The organism is Azospirillum agricola (genome assembly GCF_017876095.1).
Classification (GTDB): domain Bacteria; phylum Pseudomonadota; class Alphaproteobacteria; order Azospirillales; family Azospirillaceae; genus Azospirillum; species Azospirillum agricola.
This window is the reverse complement of sequence record NZ_JAGINM010000025.1, coordinates 52,408-75,663: the sequence shown is the minus strand read 5'-3', so window position 1 is coordinate 75,663 and position 23,256 is coordinate 52,408. Positions and strand designations below refer to the sequence as shown.

21 protein-coding genes are annotated in these 23,256 nt (G+C 69.1%); 4 read left to right on the top strand and 17 right to left on the bottom strand.

The window, feature by feature from the left end; all coding sequences use genetic code 11:
- Positions 1–31: 31 nt before the first annotated feature.
- Positions 32–256: a hypothetical protein gene (locus J2847_RS28165; protein ID WP_209782061.1), complete on the bottom strand. Its 225-nt coding sequence runs from the start codon at positions 254–256 to the stop codon at positions 32–34.
- 151 nt (positions 257–407) lie between these two features.
- Between J2847_RS28165 and J2847_RS28160 the strand changes: the two genes are divergently transcribed.
- Positions 408–659, top strand: a complete 252-nt coding sequence (locus J2847_RS28160; protein WP_209782060.1) for a ribbon-helix-helix domain-containing protein — start codon at positions 408–410, stop codon at positions 657–659.
- Positions 660–930: 271 nt separating this feature from the next.
- Here the strand turns inward: J2847_RS28160 and J2847_RS28155 are convergent, their stop codons facing one another.
- From J2847_RS28155 to glgC, 4 genes are all read right to left on the bottom strand, one after another.
- Positions 931–2,124 carry a YsnF/AvaK domain-containing protein gene (locus tag J2847_RS28155; protein WP_209782059.1) on the bottom strand — a complete coding sequence of 398 codons (1,194 nt, stop codon included), beginning with the start codon at positions 2,122–2,124 and terminating at the stop codon, positions 931–933.
- Positions 2,125–2,323: 199 nt separating this feature from the next.
- Complete coding sequence (gene lepA / locus J2847_RS28150; RefSeq protein WP_085555679.1) at positions 2,324–4,126, bottom strand: translation elongation factor 4; 1,803 nt, start codon at positions 4,124–4,126, stop codon at positions 2,324–2,326.
- Positions 4,127–4,420: 294 nt separating this feature from the next.
- Positions 4,421–5,893 carry a glycogen synthase GlgA gene (gene glgA, locus J2847_RS28145; protein WP_209782058.1) on the bottom strand — a complete coding sequence of 491 codons (1,473 nt, stop codon included), beginning with the start codon at positions 5,891–5,893 and terminating at the stop codon, positions 4,421–4,423.
- A gap of 108 nt (positions 5,894–6,001) precedes the next feature.
- Positions 6,002–7,273, bottom strand: a complete 1,272-nt coding sequence (glgC, locus tag J2847_RS28140) for a glucose-1-phosphate adenylyltransferase (RefSeq protein ID WP_209782057.1) — start codon at positions 7,271–7,273, stop codon at positions 6,002–6,004.
- A gap of 597 nt (positions 7,274–7,870) precedes the next feature.
- Here glgC and J2847_RS28135 point away from each other — a divergent pair.
- Positions 7,871–9,190 (top strand): ammonium transporter, encoded by a 1,320-nt coding sequence (locus tag J2847_RS28135; RefSeq protein WP_085555682.1) that lies wholly within the window; start codon positions 7,871–7,873, stop codon positions 9,188–9,190.
- Between the two features lie 88 nt (positions 9,191–9,278).
- On the opposite strand, the gene J2847_RS28130 is transcribed toward J2847_RS28135, so the two are convergent.
- The 3 genes from J2847_RS28130 to J2847_RS28120 all read right to left on the bottom strand — a co-directional run bounded on the left by J2847_RS28130 (position 9,279) and on the right by J2847_RS28120 (position 12,870).
- Complete coding sequence (locus J2847_RS28130; RefSeq protein ID WP_209782056.1) at positions 9,279–10,502, bottom strand: class I SAM-dependent methyltransferase; 1,224 nt, start codon at positions 10,500–10,502, stop codon at positions 9,279–9,281.
- 239 nt (positions 10,503–10,741) lie between these two features.
- Positions 10,742–11,635, bottom strand: a complete 894-nt coding sequence (locus J2847_RS28125; RefSeq protein WP_209782055.1) for an AraC family transcriptional regulator — start codon at positions 11,633–11,635, stop codon at positions 10,742–10,744.
- A 110-nt stretch (positions 11,636–11,745) separates the two neighbouring features.
- Positions 11,746–12,870 (bottom strand): asparaginase, encoded by a 1,125-nt coding sequence (locus tag J2847_RS28120; RefSeq protein ID WP_209782054.1) that lies wholly within the window; start codon positions 12,868–12,870, stop codon positions 11,746–11,748.
- Positions 12,871–12,950: 80 nt separating this feature from the next.
- Between J2847_RS28120 and J2847_RS28115 the strand changes: the two genes are divergently transcribed.
- Positions 12,951–13,532: an RNA methyltransferase gene (locus J2847_RS28115; protein ID WP_209782053.1), complete on the top strand. Its 582-nt coding sequence runs from the start codon at positions 12,951–12,953 to the stop codon at positions 13,530–13,532.
- Between the two features lie 45 nt (positions 13,533–13,577).
- Here the strand turns inward: J2847_RS28115 and J2847_RS28110 are convergent, their stop codons facing one another.
- The 6 genes from J2847_RS28110 to J2847_RS28085 all read right to left on the bottom strand — a co-directional run bounded on the left by J2847_RS28110 (position 13,578) and on the right by J2847_RS28085 (position 20,432).
- Entirely contained in the window at positions 13,578–14,795 is a 1,218-nt protein-coding gene (locus J2847_RS28110) for an ABC transporter substrate-binding protein (protein ID WP_209782052.1), read from the bottom strand.
- A 238-nt stretch (positions 14,796–15,033) separates the two neighbouring features.
- Positions 15,034–15,540, bottom strand: a complete 507-nt coding sequence (locus J2847_RS28105; protein ID WP_211114875.1) for a 3'-5' exonuclease family protein — start codon at positions 15,538–15,540, stop codon at positions 15,034–15,036.
- A 10-nt stretch (positions 15,541–15,550) separates the two neighbouring features.
- The gene (locus J2847_RS28100; protein WP_209782051.1) at positions 15,551–17,416 is read right to left on the bottom strand and encodes a DUF294 nucleotidyltransferase-like domain-containing protein; all 1,866 of its coding nucleotides are present in this window, start codon (positions 17,414–17,416) and stop codon (positions 15,551–15,553) included.
- A gap of 165 nt (positions 17,417–17,581) precedes the next feature.
- A complete protein-coding gene (locus J2847_RS28095; protein ID WP_209782050.1) occupies positions 17,582–19,291 on the bottom strand; it encodes a cation acetate symporter in 1,710 nt (569 codons plus the stop codon).
- Entirely contained in the window at positions 19,291–19,593 is a 303-nt protein-coding gene (locus J2847_RS28090) for a DUF485 domain-containing protein (RefSeq protein ID WP_085555689.1), read from the bottom strand. The genes J2847_RS28095 and J2847_RS28090 overlap by 1 nt, the downstream gene beginning before the upstream one ends.
- Positions 19,594–19,862: 269 nt before the next feature.
- Positions 19,863–20,432 carry a DUF1178 family protein gene (locus J2847_RS28085; RefSeq protein ID WP_209782049.1) on the bottom strand — a complete coding sequence of 190 codons (570 nt, stop codon included), beginning with the start codon at positions 20,430–20,432 and terminating at the stop codon, positions 19,863–19,865.
- Positions 20,433–20,621: 189 nt separating this feature from the next.
- On the opposite strand from J2847_RS28085, the gene J2847_RS28080 reads away from it, so the two are divergent.
- On the top strand, positions 20,622–21,242 hold the full coding sequence (locus J2847_RS28080; RefSeq protein ID WP_209782048.1) for a class I SAM-dependent methyltransferase: 621 nt from the start codon (positions 20,622–20,624) through the stop codon (positions 21,240–21,242).
- 14 nt (positions 21,243–21,256) lie between these two features.
- Here J2847_RS28080 and J2847_RS28075 read toward each other — a convergent pair whose 3' ends face one another.
- The 3 genes from J2847_RS28075 to J2847_RS28065 form a co-directional block, all read right to left on the bottom strand.
- Complete coding sequence (locus J2847_RS28075; protein ID WP_209782047.1) at positions 21,257–22,093, bottom strand: carbon-nitrogen hydrolase family protein; 837 nt, start codon at positions 22,091–22,093, stop codon at positions 21,257–21,259.
- Complete coding sequence (gene grxC, locus J2847_RS28070; RefSeq protein WP_209782046.1) at positions 22,090–22,353, bottom strand: glutaredoxin 3; 264 nt, start codon at positions 22,351–22,353, stop codon at positions 22,090–22,092. Before grxC ends, J2847_RS28075 begins: the two co-directional genes overlap by 4 nt.
- Positions 22,354–22,490: 137 nt before the next feature.
- Positions 22,491–23,249, bottom strand: coding sequence for a ComF family protein (locus J2847_RS28065; RefSeq protein ID WP_233474844.1), 759 nt, complete (start codon positions 23,247–23,249; stop codon positions 22,491–22,493).
- Between the last annotated feature and the right edge of the window lie 7 nt (positions 23,250–23,256).

The following is a 23,256-nucleotide window of genomic DNA, read 5'->3' as shown; positions in this document are numbered from 1 at the left end:
GCATGCGGGCGGCGTTTTTCCCTCGAAAAGCTCAGCCGCGCGTGCGGTTGCGCGGCCCACCGCGTCCGGTCGGCTTCGTCTTGAGCTCACCCAAGCCATGGGCCTGAAAATAATCGGCGAGGGCCGATGTCAGCACCCCTTGTATGGACCCGCGCGCGGGGTCGCCGCTCATCTTCAGGGCGAGGGCATGCTCATGGACAACGCGCCAGTCGTCACGTTCGAGCTTCACGGTCAGGGCAACAAGGTCTTCCGCCATGCGGAGACGATGCATCAGCGAATTTTCGAAAGCAATTAATTAGCTTAATAAGTAAATACGTATAACTAAAAGATAGTAAATATCAAACTACGTAGTTATGAAGAATGCACACGCTGTGGTAAACCCACCCATCGCTTGAAGGAGGCGCTGCATGGTGAACCGCGTGTTGACCCTCGACGGCACGCCCGTCACGGTGAATCTGGAGCCGGTCTACTGGGAACTGCTCCAGGCTCGGAGCGCGCGGGACGGGCTGTCGGCGGACCGCTACGTCGAACGGAATGCGCCGACCCGCAACCCGGCGGCCCTGGCCCGCTGGGTTCGAACCACCTGCGTCAACGATCTGCGGGAACGGGTGGAGAGGATGCGGAACCGACTCGACCGGCGGGGCGGCGCGACGCGATAAGAGCGCCGAACAGAATTCCGTTTTCGCCATCGGTGCCCAATGGAACCGTCATCCCCGCGAAGGCGGGGATCCAGGCTTTTCCCATTGGTTCCGCTCGGAAAACTCTGGATCCCCGCCTTCGCGGGGATGACGTGTCGAGAGACGACTCAAGCTTCTGTTCGGCGCTCTAAGTCCGTCCGGTCCGAAGAAGGGCCGGAAAAGCGGTGGGTGGGGGGTGGGCACGCCGGTCGCGACGCACCGTCCCCACCCACGCTTCCTCAGCGACGGGGGATCAGCGGTGACGCTCGATCCGCTGCGTCTCGACCTCGGTCCGGCGGACGGTGTCGCGGATGACTTCCTGGCGTTCCTGGCTGTCCTTGGTGATCTCGACCTCGCCGATCAGGCGGGCGGCCTTGCGGATCTCGGCCTCTTCCGAGACGCCGGTCACTTCGACAGTCCGCTCCTGGAAGGCGGCCTCGGCCTCCTCCGGGCTGAGGTCGCGGTCGGCGTCGCGGCGGCGGGCCTGGACCGTCTCGTCCTTCAGGGTCACGGTCTTGTGGACCGGGCGCTCGGTGACCGTGCTGCGGGCGCGGACGCCGGTGGTCACGCTCGTCTTCGCCACGTCGATGCTCTCCTCGGCTTCGGGCAGGACCAGCCGTTCCTCGTCCGGGCCGTCGAAGACGTCGGTCCCTTCCGCGCCGTTCTCCGTCATGATTTCAACAACCGCCTCGGTCCGGTCGGCGGACACCCGCGCGGTGACGATCAAGGCCCGCCGCTCCAGAGAGCCGGCGAGGGCCTGGATGTCCGCATCGTCGATTTCCAGGCCGGACAGCGCGGCCCGCAGATCGGCCGCCGTCCCATCGCCGCCGGAGCCGAAAACCCGGATGTCCGCCCCGCTGTCGCCGAGGGCGTGAAGCGCCGTCCGGGCCTGCTGGGCGGTGGTGGCGGCGGCGGTGGCGTCGGTGAAAAGACCGATGATCGTCGTCATGGCTGTTCTCCTGAGGGCGGGGACGGGCGCGGCGGCCGCGCCGTCACGGGTGTCGTCGTCGGTGTCGTGATTGGTGTCGTCGTTGGTGTGGTGGTGGGCTTTGATGGCGGTGCCGTCGGCGGCGATGGCCTCGATCTCGGCCCGTTCGCGGCGCACGGGAACGGCGGTGCGCAGGGGGCGGATGGAGGATCGCCGGGTCACATGGATTTCCTCGACCAGCCGCAGTCGGGTCTCGATGACGGCGACCTCCTCGACGATGGGGATGATCGTCGTGTCGCCCTCCTGGCGCTGGCGGGGAGCCTCGTCGATCCAGCGGCCGGCCGGGACGCGGCGGACGGTGACCTCCTGGGTCCTCACCGTTTCGTCGATGTCCTGGAAGGTTTCCTGGACCGTCTTGCGCACCCGCACGCCGCCGGAGGCGCGGGCGGTCTTGTGGACGGTCGCGATTTCTTCGGCAAGGGGAACGATCACCCGTTCCCCGGTCGATCCGGTTTCCATGATGGTCCCTGCCACGATGATGGTCGGAAGCGTCGGCGGGGGCGGCGCCGCGGCGCCCGCATCCCTGCACCCGAGAACAGGGCGTCCGGACTTTCATCTCGCAGATGCGAAAGGGTTATGGATTTTCTTTTGCGCTTGCACACAAACAAAAAAGGCGGGCCGAAGCCCGCCTTCCCGTCATCCGATCATCCCCATCCGGTCATTCGTCGCCCATCTTGAGCGCGGCGATGAAGGCGCTCTGCGGGATCTCCACCTGGCCGAACTGGCGCATGCGCTTCTTGCCTTCCTTCTGCTTGTCCAGCAGCTTGCGCTTGCGGCTGATGTCGCCGCCGTAGCACTTGGCCAGCACGTCCTTGCGCATGGCGCTGATGGTCTCGCGGGCGATGACCCGGCCGCCGATGGCGGCCTGCACCGCGATCTTGAAGAGCTGGCGCGGGATCAGCTCCTTCAGCCGCTCGCAGAGCTGGCGGCCGCGCCGCTCGGCCTGGCTGCGGTGGACGATCATCGACAGGGCGTCGACCGGCTCGGCGTTGACCATGATCGCCAGCTTCACGAGGTCGCCTTCCTCGTAGCTGTCCATCTGGTAGTCGAAGCTGGCGTAGCCTCGGCTGATCGACTTCAGCCGGTCGTAGAAGTCGAAGACCACCTCGTTCAGCGGCAGGCGGTAGACCAGCATGGCGCGGGCGCCGGCGTAGGTCAGCTCGATCTGCTGGCCGCGACGCTCGGTGCAGAGCTGGAGGATGCCGCCGAGATACTCGTCGGGCAGCATGATGGTCGCCTTGATCCACGGCTCGTCGATGTGGTCGATCTTGACCACGTCGGGCATGTCGGCCGGGTTGTGCAGATCCTGCACCGTCCCGTCGGTCATGGTCAGCTTGTAGACCACCGAGGGGGCGGTGGTGATCAGGTCGAGGTTGAACTCGCGCTCCAGCCGCTCCTGGATGATCTCCAGATGCAGCAGCCCGAGGAAGCCGCAGCGGAAGCCGAAGCCCAGCGCCGCCGAGGTCTCGGCCTCGTAATGGAAGCTGGCATCGTTCAGCTTCAGCTTGCCCAAGGAATCGCGCAGCCGCTCGAAATCGGCGGCGTCGACCGGGAACAGGCCGCACCACACCACGGGCACCGACGGCTTGAAGCCGGCCAGCGGCTCGGCGGCGGGCTTGCGCTCCTCGGTGATGGTGTCGCCGACCTTGGTCTGGGTGATGTCCTTGATCGCGGCGGTGATGAAGCCCATCTCGCCGGGCCGCAGCTCGCCGGTCAGCAGCGCCTTCGGCGTGAAGACGCCGACGCGCTCGACGTCGTGGGAGCTGCCGGCCGCCATGAAGCGGACCTTCTGGTTCACCTTGAGGACGCCGTCGACCACGCGCACCAGAATGACGACGCCGAGGTAGGGGTCGTACCAGGAATCGACCAGCAGCGCCTTCAGCGGGGCGTCGGCGTCGCCCTTGGGCGCCGGCAGGCGCTTGACGACGGCCTCCAGCACGGCGGCGATGTTCAGGCCGGTCTTGGCCGAGATCTCCACCGCGTCGGTCGCGTCCAGCCCGATCACGTCCTCGATCTGCTGCTTGATGCGGTCCGGCTCGGCGGCGGGCAGGTCGATCTTGTTGAGGACCGGGATGATCTCGTGGTTGTTGTCGATCGCCTGATAGACGTTGGCGAGCGTCTGCGCCTCGACCCCCTGGGAGGCGTCGACCACCAGGATCGAGCCCTCGCAGGCCGACAAGGACCGGCTGACCTCGTAGGCGAAGTCGACGTGGCCGGGGGTGTCCATCAGGTTCAGGGTGTACTGCTTGCCGTCCTCGGCCTTGTAGAGCAGGCGGACGGTCTGGGCCTTGATGGTGATCCCGCGCTCGCGCTCGATGTCCATGCTGTCGAGCACCTGCTCGCGCATCTCGCGCGCGTCGAGGCCGCCGCACTGCTGGATCAACCGGTCGGCAAGCGTCGACTTGCCGTGGTCGATGTGGGCGATGATCGAGAAATTGCGGATGTGCGAGAGGTCAGTCATCGGGGCCCGGGACTTTAAGAGTTTGCCGGGGAACATAGGGCGGACGCGGGATGGGCGCAACGATGGTGTGTACGGGCGGGGTGCGCTTCGGCACGGCCATACGGATATGCGGGAGAAGAAGGGACGGGCAGAGCCGGCGGTCATCCCCGTTCATCTGTGTCTATCTGTGTTCATCTGTGTCAAACAAAACAGCCGTCCCGGACAGGTTCTGGTCGGGCAGGAGAATTTTAGACACAGATGAACACAGATGAACGGCATGATTGATCGTGGCTTGGCGGTCGATTCTTCAATTCGTTACGAATTGCCGGCGATGCTCCGGTACAGCTCCATGTATTCCTCCGCCGGGCCGTGCCAGCCGAAGTCCCTCGTCATGGCGCGGCGCTGCATGGCCTGCCAGCGCTCCGGCTTGCGGTAGAGGTTCATCGCCCGGCGCAGCGACCACAGCAGTTCCTGGGCGCTGGCGTTGACGAACTGGAAGCCGGTGGCGCTACCGTCGTTGCTGGCCGCCGGGTTGGCGTCGATCACCGTGTCGGCGAGACCGCCGGTGCGGCGGACCAGCGGCAGCGTGCCGTACTTCAGCGCGTACATCTGGGTCAGGCCGCAGGGCTCCGACCGCGACGGCACCAGGAACAGGTCGGAGCCCGCCTGGATGCGGTGCGACAGCGGCTCGTCGTAGCCGATGCGGACGCCGACCGAATGGGAGTGCCATTGCGCGAGGTGGCGGAAACCGGCTTCGCTCGCCGCGTCGCCGCTTCCCAGCACCACGAGCTGCCCGCCCCAGGCGACCCATTGCGCCGCCGCCTCCAGCACCAAATCCAACCCCTTGTGCCAGGTCAGCCGGCTGACCACGGCGGCGAGCGGCGCGTCGGGGCGGCGCTCCAGACCGAAGGCGGATTGCAGGTCGGCCTTGCAGGCGTCTTTCCCGCCGAGATCGTCGGGGGTGTAGCGGGCGGCGATGTGCGGGTCGCGCGACGGGTCCCAGATGCCGTAATCGACGCCGTTCAGGATCCCGGTCAGGTCGTCGGAGCGGGTGGCGAGCAGCCCCTGCAACCCGGTGCCGTGCTCGGGAGTCTGGATCTCGTGGGCGTAGGTCGGGCTGACCGTGGTCAGGCGGTCGGCGTAGTAGCAACCGGCCTTCAGGTAGCCGATGTTGCCGTAATACTCGACGCCGTCGACGCGGAAGGCGGCGGAGGGCAGGCCGAGGTCGCCCATCATCCACGGCCCGACAAGGCCCTGGTAGGCGATGTTGTGGATGGTCAGCGCGGTGCCGGGGCGGAAGGGGCCGGCGAAGCGGTCGGGGCGCAGCGCGAGGTAGGCGGGGATCAGCCCGGCCTGCCAGTCGTGCCCGTGCAGCACGTCGGGCCGCCACCAGGGATCGTAGCTGTCCTCGGCGGCGAAGCCGGCGGCGGCCCAGGCGAGCGCCGCGAAGCGCAGGGCGTTGTCCGGCCAGTCCTGTCCGTCCGGCCCCAGATAGGGGTTGCCGGGACGGTTGTAGTGCGACGGCGCGTCCAGCGCGTAGGCCATCACCCCGTCCGCCGTGCGGCCGATCAGCAGCCGGGCGCGGTCGCAGCCGGGCAGGTCGGTGATCAGGTCGCCGACCTCGTGCAGGTTCGACAGGCCGTTCAGCACCGCCGGATAGCCGGGCAGCAGCAGGCGGACGTCGGCCCCGGCGGCGTTCAGCGCCGGCGGCAGGGCGGCGGACACGTCCGCCAGCCCCCCCGTCTTGACCAGCGGGTAGCATTCGGACGTGACGTAGAGGACGCGCATCGGGGAGGCACTCGGCGGCGGGAGGGAAGCGGCCGGGAAGGCCGCACCCTTATAGCGCCATTCCCGCGCGGGCGGGAATGGCGGGAGGACGGAAAAGCGAAGGGGAGCTCACTCCTTCGGCAGCGCCTCGATCATCTCGCGGGTGATCAGCACGACACCGCCCTCGCTGCGGAAGAAGCGCTTGGCGTCCAGCTCGGCGTCCTCGCCGACGACCAGCCCGTTGGGGATGTTGACCCCGCGGTCGATGACCACCTTCTTCAGGCGGCAATGGCGGCCGATGTCGCACTCCGGCAGCACCACCGCCTCGTGCAGCTCGCTGTAGGAGTTGACGCGCACCGAGCTGAACAGCAGCGAGCGCCGCACCGTCGAGCCGGAGATGATGCAGCCGCCCGAGACCAGCGAATCCACGGCCATGCCGCGGCGGTCCTCGTCGTCGAAGACGAACTTGGCGGGGGGAAGCTGCTCCTGGTAGGTGAAGATCGGCCAGTCGCGGTTGTACATGTTCAACTGCGGCGTGACGTGGCAGAGGTCGAGGTTGGCCTCCCAATAGGCGTCGATGGTGCCGACGTCGCGCCAGTAGGGCACGTCGTCCGGTGCGTCGATCACCGCGCTGTCGGCGTAGTTGTGCGCCATGATGCGGGCGCCGCTCTTGACCAGATGCGGGATGATGTCCTTGCCGAAATCGCGGCTCGACCCCGGCGTCGCGACGTCGCGCTCCAGCTGGTCGTAGAGGAACTGGGCGTTGAAGACGTAGATGCCCATGCTGGCCAGCGCCATGTCGGGCTTGCCCGGCATCGGCGGCGGGTCGGCCGGCTTCTCGACGAAATCGATGATGCGGCGCTCCTCGTCGACGTGCATGACGCCGAAGCCGGTCGCCTGCTCGCGCGGGACCTCGACGCAGGGCACCGTCACGTCGGCCTGCCGGGCGATGTGGTCGAGCAGCAGCGCGCCGTAATCCATCTTGTAGATGTGGTCGCCGGCCAGGATCAGGACATATTCCGGCTCGTGGTCGCGCAGGATGTCGAGGTTCTGGTACACCGCGTCGGCGGTGCCCTGGTACCAGGAGGTCTCGTCGATGCGCTGCTGCGCCGGCAGCAGGTCGCAGAACTCGTTCATCTCGCCGCGGAAGAAGTTCCAGCCGCGTTGCAGGTGGCGCAGCAGGCTGTGCGACTTGTACTGGGTGATCACGCCGATGCGGCGGAAGCCGGAATTCACGCAGTTCGACAGGGCGAAGTCGATGATGCGGAACTTGCCGCCGAAATAGGTCGCCGGCTTGGCGCGGCGGTCGGTCAGTTGTTTCAGACGGCTGCCCCGTCCCCCGGCCAGCACCAGCGCCACCGCGCGGCGCGGCGCCAGACGCAGATCCCGTTTGTCGAGCATGGCCGACACTCCCCCTGCCTTATTCGTCTTGAGGCCGTTCTTGGTGCCACCGGTCGTGTGCGAACGACCGCATGGGGCAACGACGGTGCCACATCTGCGCCGCCCGGCCAATAGGCGCAGCGGACGGTGGGCGCATAGACCGCAGCTCCGGACAGGTCCTAGATCGAATGGTTTCCCGGCGGCCGTCTGCGCAAGAGTGCGGCGCACCAAATGCCTATTTTTTGCCCATCCGCTGAAAAAGAAGCCTGACCGGGACGCGACGTGGCGCAGCGGCGGTGTTTCAAGGATCAAAAACCCGAAAATTGCTTTCCTTTGGCCAGAGCGATGCCTGCCTTTTTTCTGGGCAAAGCAGCCCCGCGACTCGAAAGGGGATGCCCGATCGGGGGGCCGGGGCTTCGACAACCCTGACGATTCCCCGCCATTTTCGGCTGGCACGCTTCTTGTAGAGGTTGGGACGTCCTTGGTCCCGTCCGCCGCCCCGTCTTCGCCGGGGACGGGGCGACCGGGACGGGGTCGCCCCTCGCGGCGTCCATTCGGCAAGGCTTCGGATGGACGCCGCGAGGGGCGGGAGCGATTTTGAAGAAATGAGGAGCCTCGATGAACCGTCTGTTCCTTCTGGCCGCACCCATGATGGCGGTTGCCCTGGGCCTGGTGGCCGGCGTGCCCACCGACGCCCTCGCCCAGGACGCGGCCGCCGCCGCGCCGGCACCGACGCTCAGCCCCGGTGACACCGCCTGGATGCTGATGTCGACGGTCCTGGTCCTGTTCATGACCATTCCGGGTCTGGCCCTGTTCTACGGCGGCATGGTCCGCAAGATGAACGTGCTGTCCACGGTCATGCAGAGCTTCGCGATCTGCTGCCTGATGTCGATCCTGTGGATCGTCGCCGGCTACAGCATCGCCTTCACCGAGGGCACCCCGTATTTCGGCGGCCTCAGCAAGGTGCTGCTGAACGGCCTGACCAAGGACAGCCTGACCGGCGTGATCCCGGAGACGGTCTTCATCACCTTCCAGATGACCTTCGCCATCATCACCCCGGCGCTCATCACCGGCGCCTTCGCCGACCGCATGAAGTTCTCCTCCATGCTGGTGTTCATGACCGTCTGGTCGCTGCTGGTCTACGCGCCGATCACCCACTGGGTCTGGGGTCCGGGCGGCTATCTGGCGGGCGACGGCGTGCTCGACTACGCCGGCGGCACCGTGGTGCACATCAACGCTGGCGTCGCCGGTCTGGTCGCCGCCATCGTGCTCGGCAAGCGCAAGGGCTACCCGAAGGAGAACTTCGCTCCGCACAACCTCGTGCTGAGCCTCGTCGGCGCCGCCATGCTGTGGGTCGGCTGGTTCGGCTTCAACGCCGGTTCGGCCGCCGCCGCCGACGGCCGTGCGGGCATGGCCATGCTGGTCACGCAGATCGCCGCCTCCGCCGCCGCTCTCAGCTGGCTGTTCGCCGAGTGGGTCATCAAGGGCAAGCCCTCGGTGCTGGGCATCATCTCGGGCGCCGTCGCCGGTCTGGTCGCCATCACCCCGGCCTCGGGCTTCGTCGGTCCGATGGGCGCGCTGGTCATCGGCGTGGTCGCCGGCATCGTCTGCTACTGGGGCGCCACCGGCCTGAAGCGCGCTCTCGGCTATGACGACTCGCTGGACGCTTTCGGCGTGCACGGCATCGGCGGCATCGTCGGCGCCGTCCTGACCGGCGTCTTCGCCCAGGAAGCCATCGGCGGCACCGCCGGTCTGCTGGAAGGCAACGCCGGCCAGGTCGTGACGCAGCTCTACGGCATCGTCGCCACCATCGTGTACTCGGGCATCGCCAGCTTCATCATCCTGAAGGTGATCGACGTGGTGATGGGCCTGCGCGTCGACGAGGACGTCGAGCGCGACGGTCTCGACCTCGCCCTGCACGGCGAGAGCATCCACTAAGCCCGCAAGGCTTGGACGGACGAAAGGCCGCCGGGGCTTCCCCCGGCGGCCTTTCGCTTTTGGGCCTTGGGATTTTCGGGATCGGCCGTCAGCGGCGCAGGTGCATCTTTCCCACCCCGCCCAGGGCCTTGAAGAGCTGCTGGAACTGCACGAGAAAGGCGTCCCAGGTGACGCCGGCGGTCGCGGCGACGGCGGCGTGGATCTCCCCCAGCGTCGTCCGGCCGTCCGCCCGCGCCAGGATCGGACCGGCGAGGCGGGGCAGGGGAAGCGCCACGAAGACGCCCTGCAACTCCACCTCCAGGCTGCCGCCGGGCGGCATGGACCTGGCGAGCGCCGCGCCGTCGAGGTCGCGCAGCACCGGCACGACGTCGGGCCCGTCGGGCCGGGCGATCGCTCCGGCGAGGTCGGCCGGGCGCAGCAGATAGGCGATGTGCTTGGTCATGCCGCCGGTGATCCGCTCGGTCCAGGCCGCGCGCTCCAGCCAGGACATCCCGTCGAGCCGCTTGAGGATGCGCGGATCCTTGATCCAGGTCGCGGGCTCGTAGCGCGCCGGGTCGATCAGCGCGCCGACGGCGAGCCCGGCGCTGTCGGCCAGGGCAGCCAGCTCGCCGACGCTGTAGGGCCGGTCGCAGGAATGCAGCAGCAAATCGTAGAGGTTGGCGTCGGCCTGCCGGTGGTCGCCGACGAAGGGGTTGTTGAGCAGCCAGTTGGAGGCCGGCAGATGCTGGATCAGCCGGCGGGCCAGCGCCACCTTCTCCGCGGGTGGCAGACCCTCGGTCATGCCGCGCAGCGCCTCCTGCATCGGGTAGACGCCGGTGCGGCCGAGCGGCGCGTAGACCATCATGCCGATCCCGCCGCCCGGCGCCAGCGCGCCCGCCAGCGAGCGCAGCCCCGCCGCCGGATCGTCCAGATGGTGCAGCACGCCGCAGCAGTCGATGTAGTCGAACGGCCCGAGGCCATCCAGTTCCAGCAGGGAGCCGCGCCGGAACGCGATGTTGGTCAGGCCGCGCGCCGCCGCCCGCGCCTCGGCGATGGCGCGGCTGGCGTCGGACAGGTCGAGGTAGGTGACGTGGCCGGCGTCGCCGGCGTCGGCGAGCTGCTGGGCCAGCATGATCGCGCCGTCGCCGGTGCCGCCGCCGGCGACCAGCGCGCGCAGCGGCCGCGAGCGGTCGAGCCGTCCGCCGAAGACGTAATGGACAACCTCGTCGAGATGGCTGGGCGAGCCGGTGATCAGGCGCTTCTTCTCGTCGGCCGGGTCGCGCGCCGGGTAGGGGTAGGCCTCGTACTGGGCGCGCAGGTCGTCGATGCTCATGGGCGGAGGCTCGCGGGAGGGGGCGGACGGGTGGGACCTTAGCACCCGTCCCGGCTGGTTGGCAGTCCTGGCGCCGTGTCGTGTGGGACGAGACATGCAAGGAAGACACGGATGGATCGGATGAACACGGATGACGGTGGCCCATCCGCGATCGGTGCGCGGGCGAAGCCCGCATCCGTGTTCATCCGTGTCCTTCGACGCCTGGGATTGGTGGAGGCCGCTCCCGTCCAGCGTCAGCCTTACCCCAGCGGCACGCAGATCCGCGTCAGCCACTCCTCCGGCGGCAGGCCGCGCGGGTCGTTGAGATATTCCTCGTAGCAGGGCTGGTCGGCCGGGACATGGCCGCTGGCCGGGAGCCAGTCGCGGTAGAGGCGGCGGTAGACTCCCCCAAGCTCCGCGTAGGGACCCTTATGGACGAGGACGGCGTAGCGGCCGGCGGGAAGCGTCACCGAGCGCGCTCCGCCGTCGGCTATCCGGTCGGGGGCCGTCACCAGCCCGGCGAAGGAGCGCAGCGCCTCCGGGGCCACCGATTCCGGATCGTCGTAATAGATGGCGGCGCTGCGCGCGCCCGGCCCGATCAGGCCGCGCCCGGCCGCCCAGGCGAGCATGCGGTCGAAGGCGGCGCTGATCTCCATATAGGGGCCGCGGTGGTCAAAGCCGGTCAGGTGGAGCGCCGGCTGGTTCTCGATGGTGACGGTCTGCATGGCATCCTCCGTTCTGGTGTGGGGCCAGGCGAACGGCGTCAGATGCCCCCGGCGGCGGTAGGCGGCCGGGGGAACGCCGTAGACCTGGGTGAAGGCGCGCGTGAAGGCCGCAACGCTGCCATAGCCGGCCCGCCGGGCGATGCCGGTGATCCCTGTCCCCCGGCCCTGGACCAGTTCCCCCGCCGCGCGGTGCAGGCGCTGGCGGCGCAGGGTGTCCGCCACCGTCTCCCCAGTCATCGCCCGGTAGATGCGGTGGAAGTGGTAGGGCGAGAAGCAGGCGATTTCCGACAGCCGCTCCAGGTCCAGCGGGTCGTCGAGATGGGCGGGGATGTGCGCCGCCACCCGTTCGATCCGCCGTCCATAGTCCAGCCGCGTGTCGGGTTTGGCCGGCCCGCCGGCCGATGTCATGCTCGTCAGCGTCGTGCTCATCGTCGGGCGCCTCCAGTCCCGCGACCCTATCCCGGTCCGGCTTGATCGCGCTTGCGGAGTTCCGGAGAGGGCCGAAGTGCCGTGGGGACGTTGCCGTCAGGACGCTGCCGTCAGGACGCCGCCGGCCAGTTCCCGGCGGCGCGGATCGTCCCGACCTCCAGCCCGGCGCGGTTGGTGATCGGCGTCGCCAGCAGGCCGGCGGCGCGCTTCCACTGCTCCTCGGTCAGCGCGTTGGTCGAGCGGATCAGCGCCGCCAGCGCCACCTCGCGGGCGCGGGCGCCGCCGTCCTCGATCTTCAGCGCGATGCCGATTCCGGACTGGGGAAACACGACGCAGCCGACGCCCTCGGCACCGCCCTTGACCAGGACGCGGCCGTCCGACGCCTGCATCATCGCGGTGTCGAAGGTGTCCTTGCCGCTGATCAGGTAGGGATGCGCGCCCCAGGCGGCGGCGATGCGGGTCACCGCCTCGGCCCGCGCGTCGGGCAGGTCGACCGGATCGGCGATGCGCGCCATGGCGTAGGCGATGGCGCCGAGCGGGATGCCGATGGTCGGAATCGAGCAACCGTCGACGCCCCACGGGGCCCGCGACAGATCCTGCCCGGTCATCTGCTCCATCACGCCGAGGATTCGCTGCTGCACCGGGTGGTCGAAGCGGACATAGCCCCTGGTCGGCTCGCCCTTGTGGCGGGCGGTGGTCAGGAAGCCGGCGTGCTTGCCCGAGCAGTTGTTGTGGAAGGCGGTCGGCGCCTCGCCGGCGCGGACCAGGGCGGCGGCGGTGTCGGGGTCGTAGGGGATCTGCGCCCCGCACTCGTAGTCGTCGACGCTCAACCCGACGCGGGCGATCCAGGCCGCGACCCGGCTGGTGTGCGCGACCTCGCCGTTGTGCGAGGAGCAGGCGAGCGCCAGCTCCTCGTCGCCCAGCCCGAAGGCGTCGAGCGCCCCGCTCTCCACCAGCGGAATCGCCTGGAGCGACTTGATGGCCGAGCGCGGGTAGACCGGCGCGTCGATGTCGCCCCAGCGGGCCAGCACATGGCCGGCGGCGTCGACGATGCAGGCGCGGGCGCGGTGGACGGATTCCACCATGGCGCCGCGCGTCACCTCGACGACGATGGGGCTTTCGGCCGGGCCCGACAGGTCGGCGGCGCCGGTGGCGGGATGGGTATGGTCATGGTCGTGGCCGTGGGCATGCCCGTGGTCGTGGCCGCCGCAGCAGGAGGAATGATCGTGGGTCATGGCGGCAAGCTTGCCTCCGCCGGTCCCGCGAGGCAAGCTCCCGCCCGCCCTATCCTTACCTCTGTTGCACGGTTCCCTTCATGCGCGGCTATTTCGCCATCGGCGTCGAACGCATCAGCAAGCCCGGCAATGTCGGCAACCTGATGCGCACCGCCCACGCCTTCGGCGCCTCCTTCTTCTTCGCCATCGACCCGGAGCCCGACCTGCGGGAAACCAAGCTGGTCGACACCTCGGGCGCGACGATGCACCTGCCGCTCTACGTTCACGACCGGGTCGCCGACCTCACCCTGCCCAGGGACTGCGCGCTGGTCGGGGTCGAGCTGACCGACGACGCCATCGAGCTGCCCAGCTTCCGCCACCCGAGCCGCGCCGCCTATGTGCTGGGGCCGGAGCGCGCCAGCCTGTCGCAGCCGCTGATCGAGCGCTGCGACTTCGTGGTGAAGATCCCGATGGCCTTCTGCATCAACGTCGGCGTCGCCGGGGCGCTGGTGATGTACGACCGCATGATCTCGCTGGGCCGCTTCGCCGAGCGTCCGGTGCGGCCGGGCGGCCCGCTGGAGGCCCCGTCGGCGCACCGGCACGGCCGGCAGATCATGCGCAGCGCCGACCGACGCCGCCGCATCCGCGGCGAACAGAAGCCGGTGGAGGACGGGGAGGAGTAGGCTCCTCCCCTCCGGCTTCCCCCCTCCGGCTTCCGCTTGTCCGCCTTACTTCTTGACCAGCGGGCACTGGCTGTCGGCGATGGGCAGGAACGCCTCCTCGGCCGGGATGGTGCGCAGGATCTTGTAATAGTCCCACGGCGCCTTCGAGTCCGCCGGGCTCTTCACCTGGGCCAGATACATGTCGTGGACCATGCGGCCATCCTCGCGGATGCGGCCGTTGCGGGCGAAGAAGTCATCGACCTTGGTCTCCTTCATCTTGGCGACCACCGTGTCGGTGTCGTCGGTGCCGGTCGCCTCGACCGCCTTGAAGTAATGCATCAGCGAGGAGTAGACACCGGCCTGCACCATGGTCGGCATCTTGCCGGTCTTCTCGAAGAAGCGCTTGGACCAGGCGCGGGTCTTGTCGTCGAAGTCCCAGTAGAAGCCGGTCGTCAGGTTCAGCCCCTTGGCGGTCTCCAGACCCAGCGAGTGGATGTCGGAGATGAAGACCAGCAGGCCGGCCAGCCGCTGCCCGGCCTCGACGATGCCGAACTCCTTGGCGGCCTTGATGGCGTTGATGGTGTCGGCGCCGGCGTTGGCGAGACCGATGACGTTCGCCTTCGACGCCTGGGCCTGGAGCAGGAAGGACGAGAAGTCGGACGCCGGGAAGGGATGCTTGACCGAACCGACCACCGTGCCGCCGCTGGCCTTCACCACCTTCGACACGTCGTCCTGCAAATTCTGGCCGAAGGCGTAGTCGGCGGTCAGGAAGTACCAGCTCTTGCCACCCTCCTGCACCACGGCGCTGCCGGTGCCGATGGCCATGGCGTAGGTGTCGTAGGTCCAGTGGATGCCGCCCTTGAAGCAGTCCTGGTTGGTGATGCGCGAAGAGGCGGTTCCGGAGATCAGGCTGATTTTGTTGTTGGTCTTGGCGATCTCGTTGACCGCCAGCGCGACCGAGGTCGTCACCAGCTCCGCGAAGACGTCGACCTTCTCGGTGTCGGCCCATTCGCGGGCCTTGTTGGCGGCGATGTCGGCCTTGTTCTGGTGGTCGGCGGTCAGCAGCACGATCGGCTTGCCGGCGACCTTGCCGCCCATGTCGTCGATGGCGAGCTTCGCCGCGGCGATGGCGCCCGGCCCGGCGACGTCGGAATAGGCGCCGGTCATGTCGGTCAGCAGGCCGATCTTCACCGCGTCGCCGGAAATCTGTGCCTGCGCCGTGGCGGCGCCGGCCAGCAGGGCGGCGGCGGTGGCGCCCAGCGCCAGGGCGGTCTTGAAGCGCATGTGCGTGTACTCCCAGTTCGTTGTTCTTGTCGGTTCGGTGTTCTTAATCGGTTCGGTGTTCTGGCCGGTTTCGGCGTCGTCACCGATGCGCGCGGCGGAACGGGTCGCGCCGGCAATCGGAAACTATCCGTATAAAGGATTGTATGCCACACCATCTTTGTGAGCGAATGGTACCCGGCAATCTTTGCGGAAATGTGTCTGGTGCCGACGTTCGTGTGCGGCGCGCCCTGCGACGCCGTCAGCGCTCGTCGCGGGTCAGCGTCAGCCACGCCATTGCGGCGGCCAGCGCCGCGCCGCGCGCGTCCTCGGCGCGTACCGGCAGGCCGAGGTCGCGGATCAGGCTGTCCAGCCGCAGATCGACGGCGCTTTTCGAGGCGCTGCGGACCTTGCGGTCGTAATAGAGGCCGGACACCTCGACGCGCTCGTTGGGCAGCGGCGTGCCGGTCAGCCGCTCCGCCATCGCGACGGAGAAATCCAGGAAATAGCCGACCAGCGGGCGGTCGGCGACGAAGCGCCGCAGCCGCTCGCCGACCATGGCGGCGGACCCGTCCACGCCGGGCCGCAGGTCGAGGGCCTGCCCGGTCAGGATGCGCTCGCCACGGATGCGCAGGGCGACGACCCGCAGCGGCTGGGCGCTGGCGGCGTCGAAGCTGGTCGCCTCGCAATGGAGGGCGATGCGGTCCTCGGGCCGCGTGGCGGTGCTGGCGGCGGCGCTGCCGGCGGCCGAAATGGCGGTGGTCGGCATCGCCGGCCCCTCAGTGGTTCAGGCGGAAGTGATAGGCGATGGTGTCCTTGAAGCTCTTCACCAGCGCCAGGCAGTCCTTGAACTGGTCGCGGTCGAGCTTGCCCAGGGTTTCCAGGCGGACGAGGTTGTCGATGGCGAGTTCCGTCCCCGTTTCGCCGTCGGCCGGGGAATCGACCCGCGCCTTCAGGCGGATGGTGGAGAGGATGGCGAAGGCCTCCGCCAGATCGCCGGCCAGCTTGCGGTCGAGCGCGCCCAGCTCGGCCAGCGCCCAGATGCGGGCCACCGTGTTGGTCTCCGTCATGCGTTTTTCCAGCGCCAGGGCGCGGACGCCGTGGACGATGGGGAAGATGCCGGCCTTCTTGATGTCGACCGGCTCGGCCCGGCGCCGCTCGAACAGCGCGGCGAACAGGCCCGACGGCGTGTCGAAGGCCAGCGTCGGCCGGGCGAAATGGGTGAAGAACATCTGGTTGTCCTGCAAACGGCCCAGCAGGTAGCCCTTGGCCTCGTCGAGCAGCGCCGGATCGCCGGCCACGGCGGCGGCGTCGTAGAAGATGGCGAGGTTCATCTGCGCCGCCTCGTCCGGGCGGTGGATCCAGTGGAAGATCGCGTCCTTGTAGGCGGCGAGCGGCCGGGTCCAGTCCGGGTTGGAGACCATGATGCCGCCGGGGCAGGGCGGGTAGCCGAAGGCCACGAGATGCCGGCTGAAGTCGGCGGCGATGCGTGGCAGATCGGGGCAATGGTAGCCGTCGCGCAGGATCAGCCCGTTGTCCTGGTCGGTCTTCAGCAGCTGCTCGCCGCGCCCCTCGCTGCCCATCACGATCAGGCAGGAGTTCGCCAGCAGGTCGGGCGGGGCCAGCAGCTCGAACAGCTTGCGGAAGATGCGGCGGTTCAGCTCGGTCACCAGATCGGCGATGAAGGCGACCTTCACCCCGGTGGCGTGCAGCGCGCGGATCAGCTCGACGGTCGACAGGCTGGCGCGGCGCAGATCCTCGGGATCGGTGGCGTGCTCGACCTGGAGGCCGATGACCTGGGAATGGTTGGACAGCACCGCCAGCAGGTCGCTTTGGCCCAGCAGGCCGACGACGGCGCCGTTCTCGGTCACGACGATTCGGCGCACCGCGTGCTTGGTCATCAGCACCAGCGCGTTGAACAGCAGGTCGTCGCGGTCGAGCGTCAGCAGCCCGTAGCGGGCCAGCGGCCCGACCGGCTCGTCCACCGGCCGTCCCTCCAGCACCACGAGGTCGCGCAGGTCGGTGCCGGTCAGGATGCCGATGCGTTCCCCCTCCGGTCCGGAGTCGCGGACCAGCACGCTGCTCGCCTTGCCGCGCTTCATGGCGTCGGCGGCGTCGCGCAGGCTGGCGGTGCCGGGGACGAACAGCGGCGGGTGCAGGTAGGCCTGCCGGATGCGGGCCATGGTCAGCGCCGCCATCTCGCGGTTGGAGCGCTCGCCGGCGAGGTCGCTCATGCGCTGGGCGAAGGCGCCGAGCACGGCGGCGCCGAAGGCCGGGTTGTCGCGGGCCGCCGCCTCCAGCGCCGGGCGCGGGATCAGGTGGCAGACCGTGTCCTCCGCCGCGACGAAGCCGCGCGCCGGACCGGCGCCGTAGAGCGCCGCCAGGTCGAAGCGGTCGCCCGGCCCGTGCAGCGCCGCGACCTCGCCGCCGTGGCGCTCCAGCACCGACCCGCGCAGCACGACGAACAGGGCGTCGACCGGCTCGTCGCGGGTCAGCAGGGGGCGCCCCTTGGCGTAGATCCCGATGTCGAGCGCCGACGCCAGCCCCTCGCGCTCCCCGGCGGTCAGCAGGTCGAAGGGCGGCAGGCCGAAGTCGAAGGCTGCCGGATCGGTGGAGGACGAGGTGCCGGAAGAAGTGTCGGACAAGCGGCCCGCTCCGTCGGTGGCGAGGTTGCGCGAGTGTCGGGCGAAAGCGATCGGGCAAAAAAAGACGCCCCCGGATGGTCCAGGGGCGCTTCAGGCTACACCCGCCCCGCAGGGCGCGAAAGCGGGTGCGACAATTGGCGTGCGGCGCGGGGGCCGCGTGGTTTCTTAGTGGGCCGAGGCACCCTCCGCGCCCAGGCCGGTCTGCGACCGGATGTACTGGGCCTCGAAGGCGCGGCGCTCGTTCTTCGCGGTCTCGCTGTTGTCGGTGATCGAGAAGAACCAGATCGCGATGAAGGACAGCGGGATGGTGAAGAAGCCGGGGTTGTCGTACGGGAAGATCGCTTCCGGGTGACCCAGCACGGCCTTCCACACGGTCGGGCCGAGGATCAGCAGCGTGACCGCCGAGACCAGGCCGAGCGCACCGCCGATGACGGCGCCCCGCGTGGTCATCTTGCCCCAGAACATCGACATCAGCAGGATCGGGAAGTTCGCCGAGGCCGCGATGACGAAGGCGAGGCCGACCATGAAGGCCACGTTCTGGTTCTCGAAGGCGACGCCGAGGAAGATCGAGACGATGCCGATGACCACCGTGGTGATCTTCGACACGCGGATCTCGTCCGCTTCGGTGGCGCGGCCCTTGGCGAAGACCGAGGCGTAGAGGTCATGGGAGACCGCCGAGGCGCCGGCCAGCGTCAGGCCGGCGACCACCGCCAGGATGGTGGCGAAGGCGACCGCCGAGATGAAGCCGTAGAACAGCGAGCCGCCGACCGCGTTGGCGGTGTGGATGGCCGCCATGTTGGTGCCGCCGATGATGCTGGTGACCACCGCCTTGGCGCCGGCCGCCGGGGCCGCCGTCAGGAAGGGATAGGCGCCGGTGGCGTCGGGGCGCAGGATCATCAGGATCGCGCCGAAGCCGATGATGAAGGTCAGGATGTAGAAGTAGCCGATGAAGCCCGTGGCGTAGAAGACCGACTTGCGGGCCTCCTTGGCGTCCGACACCGTGAAGAAGCGCATCAGGATGTGCGGCAGGCCGGCGGTGCCGAACATCAGCGCCATGCCCAGCGAGATCGCCGAGATCGGGTCGGTGACGAGGGCGCCCGGCGACATGATCGCCAGACCCTTCGGGTGGACGTCGACGGCGGCCTTGAACATCGCCTCGGGGCTGAAGTTGAACTGGGCCAGGATCATGAAGGCCATGAAGGAGGCGCCCGACAGCAGCATCACCGCCTTGATGATCTGCACCCAGGTCGTCGCCAGCATGCCGCCGAAGGTCACGTAGCCGATCATCAGCACGCCGACCAGGATCACCGCGACGATGTAGTCGAGGCCGAACAGCAGCTGGATCAGCTTGCCGGCGCCGACCATCTGGGCGATCAGGTAGAAGGTGACGGTCGCCAGCGAGCCGCAGGCCGCCATCGTGCGGATCGGCATCTGCTGGAAGCGGTAGGAGGCGACGTCGGCGAAGGTGTACTTGCCGAGGTTGCGCAGGCGTTCCGCGACCAGGAACAGGATGATCGGCCAGCCGACCAGCCAGCCCACCGAGTAGATCAGCCCGTCGAAGCCCGAGGCGTAGACGAGGCCGGCGATGCCGAGGAAGGAGGCCGCCGACATGTAGTCGCCGGCGATGGCCAGACCGTTCTGGAAGCCGGTGATGCCGCCGCCGGCCGCGTAGAAGTCCTTCGCCGATTTCGTCCGGCGCGCCGCCCAATACGTGATGCCCAGCGTGGCCACCACGAAGATCAGGAACATGATGATGGCTTCCCAGTTCGTCGCCTGCTTCTGCACGGCGCCGCCGATGGCGTCCGCGAAGGCGGTGACGGGAAGCAGGGCGCCGGCCGCTGCGGTCGCGGCGGCGATGCGGTTGATGGCGCGCATCACTTCGACTCCTCCAGGATCTGGCGGTTCAGCTCGTCGAACTCGCCGTTCGCCCGCCGGACATAGATGCCGGTCAGGATGAAGGCGGAGACGATGGTGAAGACGCCGATGGGAATGCCCCAGGTGGTCACGCCGGAACCGATGGGCGTGCCGAGAAAACCCTTCCCGAAGGCCACCAGCAGAACGAAACCAAAGTAGATGACAAGCATGGCGATCGACAGCGTCCAGGCGAAGGCCGACCGCTTGGCGATCAGCTCCTGGAATTTTGGATTGTTTACAATCCGTTGTGCGTTTTGACTCATAGTGCGTCCCCTCGCGAGTGCCGAGCGATTGTTCGACGGTCCTTTAAGACACTCGGGCTGTACCGTCCTTACGTACGCCCTTGATCCACCCAATTGTTTGATACAGATCACTGTTGGGTGCACCCCCGACCTTGGTCGGTGGGCGGGCTCCGGCGGCATGGGCGGGCGCGGATGCGCGAAAGGCGTCCCCGTTCCCGGGGACGCCTTGCAAACAGTCGGCTTTTCAAATGGTTTCGGGTGGAATCAACCCGCGCCGACGCGGGAGGGCGTCAGGAATCGGTGCGCGGCAGCCAGGGGATGCGGTGAAATGCCACACCTTCCTCATGCAGTTCCTCGACCTCGTCGGACGAGGCCTCGCCGTAGATGCCGCGCGGATCGGTCTCGCCGTAATGGATGCGGCGGGCCTCCTCGGCGAAACGGTCGCCGACATAGTCGCAGTTCTTCTCCACCGTGCGGCGGACCTCGGCGAGCTGGCGCATCACCTCGGCCACCGCCTCGCGCTGGGCGTCGTTCAGCGAGGGCGGCAGGGAGGCGACGACATCGGCCGGGGCGGGCAGCGCGGCGGGGGCCGGAACCGGCAGCTGGGCGGCGGGCCGGGCGGCTGGCGGCGCCGACTCGGCGGTCGGCTGGGCTGCGTCCTCCGGCGGGCGGTTGCGGTCGGCGGCCTTGGCGACGCCCTTGGCGATGCGCGGCGCCATCGGGGCCTTGGTGATGAGGGTGTCGCCGCAGACCGGGCAGGCGATCTGGTGGGATGCGGCCTGCTCCTCGTAGGCGGCGCCGTTGCGGAACCACGCTTCGAAGCGATGCTCGGCCGTGCATTTCAACGCGAAGAGGATCATGTCCCCACCCAACTTCCTGACGGTCACACGAAAAAGCCGGGCCGGGTTGCGGCCCGGTCCGAAAACGGCTTAATTCAGCACGCCGGACGCGCGCCGTCAAACGACATGCCGTTCGATTTCGAAACATCCTTGCGGGCCATGGACCATGGACCATGGACCACGGACCGCGACTAAGGACGCCCCGCCGCCATGCCGACCCCTTCGCCGCACGCCGCCCTGACGCCGCCCTCGCCCTGGGTGGTCCGGTTCGCGCCGCTGGTGACGGCGGGCGGCGCCGTGCTGGATGTGGCCTGCGGGTCGGGCCGGCATCTGCGGCTGTTCCATGGCCTTGGCCATCCGGTGGTCGGGCTCGATCGCGACCTGCGCGGGGTCGCCGATCTGGCCGGCGCCGCCGGGGTCGAACTGCTCGAAACCGATCTGGAGGCCGATCCGGAGGCCGGGAATTCCTGGCCCCTGCCGGCGGACCGCCGCTTCGCCGGGATCGTCGTCACCAACTACCTGCACCGTCCCCTGCTGCCGCGCCTGCTCGACGCGCTGGAGCCGGGCGGCGTGCTGCTCTACGAGACCTTCGCGGTCGGCAACGCCCGCTTCGGCCGCCCGTCCTCGCCGGCCTTCCTGCTGCGCAGCGGCGAACTGCTGGAGCTGGCGCGCGGCCGGCTCCAGGTCGTCGGTTTCGAGCAGGGGGAGGTCGCGTCGCCGAAGGCGGCGGTGGTGCAGCGGCTCTGCGCGGTCAACGACCTCGCCCCCGGCGCCGGTCTGGACACCGGGTCCGGGGGCGATCCGGAACCGAGGCCGCTGCCCGCATCGTAAGCGCCCGCGCCGGCTCAGAAGCCCTCGCGCACGACCTCGAAGCCGCGGTCGTGGGTCAGCGCCGGCACCATGCGGCGGGCCTCCTCGACCCGCGCCATGTCGAGGTCGGCGACGACGAAGCCGACCTCCTCCCCGGCATCGGCCAGCACCTCGCCCCAGGGGGCGACGATCAGCGAGTGGCCGTAGGTCTGGCGCCCCTCGTCGTGGGTGCCGGTCTGCGCCGGGGCGATCACGAAGCAGCCGGTCTCGATGGCGCGGGCGCGCAGCAGCGTGTGCCAGTGCGCCCGGCCGGTCGGCACCGTGAAGGCGGCCGGCGCGGTCAGGATCGAGGCCCCGGCCTTGGCCAGCGCGCGGTGCAGGTAGGGAAAGCGCACGTCGTAGCAGATGGTCATGCCGACGCCGCCCCAGGGGGTGGCGGCGACCACCGCGCGCTCGCCGGGCCGGAAGGTCGCCGATTCGCGGTAGCTCTCGCCGTCCTTCAGGTCGACGTCGAACATGTGGATCTTGTCGTAGTGTGCGACGGCGCGGCCACGCGGGTCGAACAGATAGCTGCGGTTGGCGACCCGCTGCTCGTCGAGCAGGACGTGCAGGGTGCCGGACAGCAGCCACGCTCCGGTCTCGCGCGCCAGACCGGCGAAGAAGGGCACGCCGGGGTGTTCGGCCTCGCTTTTCACCCGCGCCATCGTCTTGGCGCGGCCCTGGACGATCCAGCCGACATTTTCCGGCAGAGCGATGAAGTCGGCGCCGGCGTCGCGCGCCCGGCGGACCAGATCGCCCGCCGCCGCCAGATTCGGCTCAAGCTCGGTGCCCGCGTTGACCTGGACGCAGGCGGCCTTCAGCACGCCGCTCATGCCGGCAGGCCGAGCAGCGGGTTGAGCTTGCCGGCGCGGTCCAGCGCGTGGATGTCGTCGCTGCCGCCGTAGGGCCGGCCGTCGATGAAGATCTGCGGGACGGTGGTGCGGCCCTCGGCGCGCTCGATCATCTCGCTGCGGCGGCCGGGCTGGACGTAGAGGTCGATCTCCTCGTACTGGACGCCCTTGCTCTGCAACAGGCTCTTGGCCCGCGAGCAGTAGGGGCAGAAGGGCGTGGTGTAGATGACGATTTCGGCCATGGGCTTGGCTCCTGGGGGGTGTTGGAACAAACTATAGGATCAACACCCCCGGGGCACCAGACGTCGCGCCGGACGCCGCGCCGCCGGTCTGCCATGCCGTCCCGCCGCCTTGTTGCCGCGGCCCTCCCACCCCGTTCTCAGCTCTCCTTGACCACGCGGGCGAGCGTCAGGACGTCGACCCGCGCCGCCCCCGCCCGCCCCAGAACCCGTGCGCATTCGGCCAGCGTCGCCCCGGTGGTCAGCACGTCGTCCACCAGCACCACCCGCTTCCCTTCCACCGACGCCGGGCCGCAGCGCAGGCGGAAGGCGCCCCGGACGTTGCGGTGCCGGCCCTCGCGGTTCAGCCCGCCCTGGGTCGGGGTGGCGCGCTGGCGCAGCAGCAGGTCGGGGACGGCCGGGACGCCGCACCGCTTCGCGAGCGCCTGCGCCAGCAGGGCGGCCTGGTTGTAGCGGCGGCGGAACAGGCGGCCCCGGTGCAGCGGGACCGGGGCCAGCAGGTCGGCGTCGGCCAGCAGCTCCTTGCCGGCGCGGGCGAGCCAGCCTCCATAGGCGTCGGCGGCGTGGATGCGGTCGCCGTGCTTGAAACCCAGGACCAGGGGGCGGCTGCCGTCGTCGTAGACCAGCACGGCGCGGGCGCGGGCGAAGGCCGGCGGGGCGGCCAGACAGGCGCCGCAGACGTTGCCCTCCTGCGCCGCGTACTCGAAGGGCAGGCCGCAGCGGGCGCAGAAGGGCGGGGCGATGAAGCTCAGGCCGCTCCAGCAGCCGGGGCAAAGGCCGCCCTGCCGGTCCACCGCCGTGCCGCAGCACAGGCAGCGCGGCGGCAGCAGCGCGTCGAGCAGGGCGCCGGACGCGGCGGCGGCGAGGCGGCGGAGCGCCGGCATGGTCGGCATGGGCATGGGCGAG

Coding starts and splice junctions, on each gene's coding strand:
- J2847_RS28090 (WP_085555689.1), bottom strand. CDS start 19,593: ATGAGTCAAAACGCACAACGGATTGTAAACAATCCAAAATTCCAGGAG.
- J2847_RS28120 (WP_209782054.1), bottom strand. CDS start 12,870: ATGACCCACGATCATTCCTCCTGCTGCGGCGGCCACGACCACGGGCAT.
- J2847_RS28135 (WP_085555682.1), top strand. CDS start 7,871: ATGAACCGTCTGTTCCTTCTGGCCGCACCCATGATGGCGGTTGCCCTG.
- J2847_RS28080 (WP_209782048.1), top strand. CDS start 20,622: ATGCCGACCCCTTCGCCGCACGCCGCCCTGACGCCGCCCTCGCCCTGG.
- J2847_RS28075 (WP_209782047.1), bottom strand. CDS start 22,093: ATGAGCGGCGTGCTGAAGGCCGCCTGCGTCCAGGTCAACGCGGGCACC.
- J2847_RS28065 (WP_233474844.1), bottom strand. CDS start 23,249: ATGCCCATGCCGACCATGCCGGCGCTCCGCCGCCTCGCCGCCGCCGCG.
- J2847_RS28130 (WP_209782056.1), bottom strand. CDS start 10,502: ATGAGCATCGACGACCTGCGCGCCCAGTACGAGGCCTACCCCTACCCG.
- glgA (WP_209782058.1), bottom strand. CDS start 5,893: ATGCGCGTCCTCTACGTCACGTCCGAATGCTACCCGCTGGTCAAGACG.
- J2847_RS28115 (WP_209782053.1), top strand. CDS start 12,951: ATGCGCGGCTATTTCGCCATCGGCGTCGAACGCATCAGCAAGCCCGGC.
- J2847_RS28165 (WP_209782061.1), bottom strand. CDS start 256: ATGGCGGAAGACCTTGTTGCCCTGACCGTGAAGCTCGAACGTGACGAC.
- J2847_RS28160 (WP_209782060.1), top strand. CDS start 408: ATGGTGAACCGCGTGTTGACCCTCGACGGCACGCCCGTCACGGTGAAT.
- J2847_RS28095 (WP_209782050.1), bottom strand. CDS start 19,291: ATGCGCGCCATCAACCGCATCGCCGCCGCGACCGCAGCGGCCGGCGCC.
- J2847_RS28155 (WP_209782059.1), bottom strand. CDS start 2,124: ATGGAAACCGGATCGACCGGGGAACGGGTGATCGTTCCCCTTGCCGAA.
- J2847_RS28125 (WP_209782055.1), bottom strand. CDS start 11,635: ATGAGCACGACGCTGACGAGCATGACATCGGCCGGCGGGCCGGCCAAA.
- J2847_RS28085 (WP_209782049.1), bottom strand. CDS start 20,432: ATGATCCTCTTCGCGTTGAAATGCACGGCCGAGCATCGCTTCGAAGCG.
- grxC (WP_209782046.1), bottom strand. CDS start 22,353: ATGGCCGAAATCGTCATCTACACCACGCCCTTCTGCCCCTACTGCTCG.
- lepA (WP_085555679.1), bottom strand. CDS start 4,126: ATGACTGACCTCTCGCACATCCGCAATTTCTCGATCATCGCCCACATC.
- glgC (WP_209782057.1), bottom strand. CDS start 7,273: ATGCTCGACAAACGGGATCTGCGTCTGGCGCCGCGCCGCGCGGTGGCG.
- J2847_RS28110 (WP_209782052.1), bottom strand. CDS start 14,795: ATGCGCTTCAAGACCGCCCTGGCGCTGGGCGCCACCGCCGCCGCCCTG.
- J2847_RS28105 (WP_211114875.1), bottom strand. CDS start 15,540: ATGCCGACCACCGCCATTTCGGCCGCCGGCAGCGCCGCCGCCAGCACC.